This is a genomic window from Moorena sp. SIO4E2, from assembly GCF_010671945.1.
GTDB lineage: Bacteria > Cyanobacteriota > Cyanobacteriia > Cyanobacteriales > Coleofasciculaceae > Moorena > Moorena producens.
Genome location: NZ_JAAHIE010000902.1, coordinates 1 through 2297 on the forward strand (window position 1 = coordinate 1; position 2297 = coordinate 2297).

Genomic DNA, 2297 nt, shown 5'->3' on the forward strand with positions numbered 1-2297 from the left:
TTACATAGATCCCCCCTAACCCCCCTTAAAAAAGGGGGGAATTAGATTCATAAGTCCCCCTTGATAAGGGGGATTTAGGGGGATCGGTTTGTCGCTCATATGAAGTACGCTTGTAAACCTCAAAGTCCCCCTTGATAAGGGGGATTTAGGGGGATCGGTTTGTCGCTCATATGAACTACGCTTGTAAACCTCAAAGTCCCCCTTGATAAGGGGGATTTAGGGGGATCGGTTTGTCGCTCATATGAACTACGCTTGTAAACCTCAAAGTCCCCCTTGATAAGGGGGATTTAGGGGGATCATTTTGTAGCTCATGGGAGATATAATTGCTATATTTATAATCAAAATACCTTGAATTCACTCATCGAACCCGCAAAACATTTATTGCATTTTGTAAACCTTCGCGACTGAATTCAAACATTGGTACCAAGGGTCTAATCTCACCAGCACTTGTCCCATTCCAACGGTTGCAAGGCATGGGATTAAGCCAAGCCATGGCACGCACCTGCTGTTTGAGTTGTCCTAGAAAGGCTTTGGTCAATTCAATCCGCTGAGGGTTAAGTCCACCACGAGCAGCACCACCATCGCTAAACATTAAAACTACAGTCCACTGCACAGCAAGCTGGGAGAGAATCATGGTAATGGATTCTGCTTCAAGGTGATCACGGTCGTGATAGAGGTAATCCACTGGACAATTGTGAAAATAGTAGATAGTGGTTTTACCCCAGCGTCCAGCTTGTAAGGCAGTTTCTGTTAGCCGATGGGATAGTCGATGAAACGGTATCATTGAGCCACCTTGGTCGATTAACAGTAATAGCTCCGTACGATTGACCCTAGGGGAGATAAATACCGGCTCTAGCAATAGACCTTGCCGTCCAATCTGGTTAACGGTTGCTTCGATGTCTAGTTCTGTCCGAGGTCCTTCCCTGACCAGACTGCGCAAGTAACGCCAGCTTTGTTTCATTTGCCTACGGGTCACGGGACAGTATCCTGTAGTGATCAGAATGCGATCGCTTAACCCTGGCTTAGTCTTCCCAAAACTCTGCCTTACTGTTTTCGCTATTTGTACTTCATCTACTCCCTGAATCATTAGTACTGGCTTAAACAGCTTTTCTTGCGGGCGATTGCGAGATTTAATAATGTCCCAAAATACCCAGAGAGTCAATAAATATCCTCCACCTATAGTTAGGATAACTGGCCAATTTTCCAAGAAAAATATCCTATTGTTTTCATCATTATTTTTATCTGGTTCAGGGAGGGGTTTTGGTGTTACTATTGGAATTGGTTCATCTTGTGGAATTGATCCGTTTATGGTTGGCGTATTTGCTTCTTTTAGATAAATTAAATTCCAAAGCCCAATAACAACTAATACTATCAAACAATAACTGATTTTTGAAAAATAATTACTTTTATTTAAATCAAATTAATTTGTGGGTGAATTATCTAAATTATCTAAATTATCTAAAGCTGTACTAGTTGGAATAAATTCGTCAAAGTACTTATCAAAAATATGCTTTTCTTCTTCCGACTTAACCCATAAGGTACAGCACAATCGTGCCAACGCTTCCCGGTCTGGAATCCCAAAACCAGCCTGCAATGCCCGCAATAAGGCTTGATACTCACCGATTCCCAAGGGTAATCCAGCATCTTGCAATTTTTCAAACAACTCCATTAGGGGTAAGTCATTGACCCTCATAGCCTTTTTCGGTTTAGATAGCGCATATGGTCATTCACGCTTTTCAGCAATACACCAGGATAGGGGAGTTTTCCATCCAATTGTGCCAAAATTTCATCGGTGGGATGGCGACGCAGTACCTTGAACCAATCAATTAATTCGCTAGTACTAACCTTTTTCCCAGTATTCCCTTTATCCGTTTCCATTTCCTGACGCAATTCCCGAAAGCGACTTACAGTCTTCTTCACTAGCCTCTCCGGTGATTTCGGAAAATGAGCATTAAGAATGTCAATTAACTGGTGGTAAGGAAACTCAACATAATGAAATAAACAGCGGCGTAAGAAAGCATCGGGTAAATCTTTCTCGTCATTGCTGGTAATAAAAACAATTGGGGCTTGTTTCGCTATTACTTCTTCCCCGGTTTCATCCACAGTAAATTGGCGTTGATCAAGTTCCATTAATAAGTCGTTAGGAAAGTCAATATCCGCCTTATCAATTGGGTGCGGCTCTTTTAAAAGTACGGTAGACTAGATCTCAGTAAAACTGACAAATTAGTCAGAGTAATAGTTTGAGTCAATACCTCCTGGTGGGTGACCAGCTGAAAAAGTCAGCAGTAGTTCAGGAA

3 protein-coding genes are annotated in these 2297 nt (G+C 42.1%); all 3 read right to left on the minus strand.

Annotated elements, in window-relative coordinates:
• Nucleotides 1-358 precede the first annotated feature (358 nt).
• The 3 genes from F6K37_RS38755 to F6K37_RS45900 all read right to left on the minus strand — a co-directional run bounded on the left by F6K37_RS38755 (nt 359) and on the right by F6K37_RS45900 (nt 2130).
• Entirely contained in the window at nt 359-1207 is an 849-nt protein-coding gene (locus F6K37_RS38755) for a VWA domain-containing protein (protein WP_287256505.1), read from the minus strand.
• Nucleotides 1208-1420: 213 nt separating this feature from the next.
• Complete coding sequence (locus tag F6K37_RS38760; RefSeq protein WP_287256508.1) at nt 1421-1693, minus strand: hypothetical protein; 273 nt, start codon at nt 1691-1693, stop codon at nt 1421-1423.
• On the minus strand, nt 1690-2130 hold the full coding sequence (locus F6K37_RS45900; RefSeq protein WP_287256511.1) for a MoxR family ATPase: 441 nt from the start codon (nt 2128-2130) through the stop codon (nt 1690-1692). Before F6K37_RS45900 ends, F6K37_RS38760 begins: the two co-directional genes overlap by 4 nt.
• Nucleotides 2131-2297 lie beyond the last annotated feature (167 nt).

Coding starts and splice junctions, on each gene's coding strand:
- F6K37_RS38760 (WP_287256508.1), bottom strand. CDS start 1,693: ATGAGGGTCAATGACTTACCCCTAATGGAGTTGTTTGAAAAATTGCAA.
- F6K37_RS45900 (WP_287256511.1), bottom strand. CDS start 2,130: ATGGAACTTGATCAACGCCAATTTACTGTGGATGAAACCGGGGAAGAA.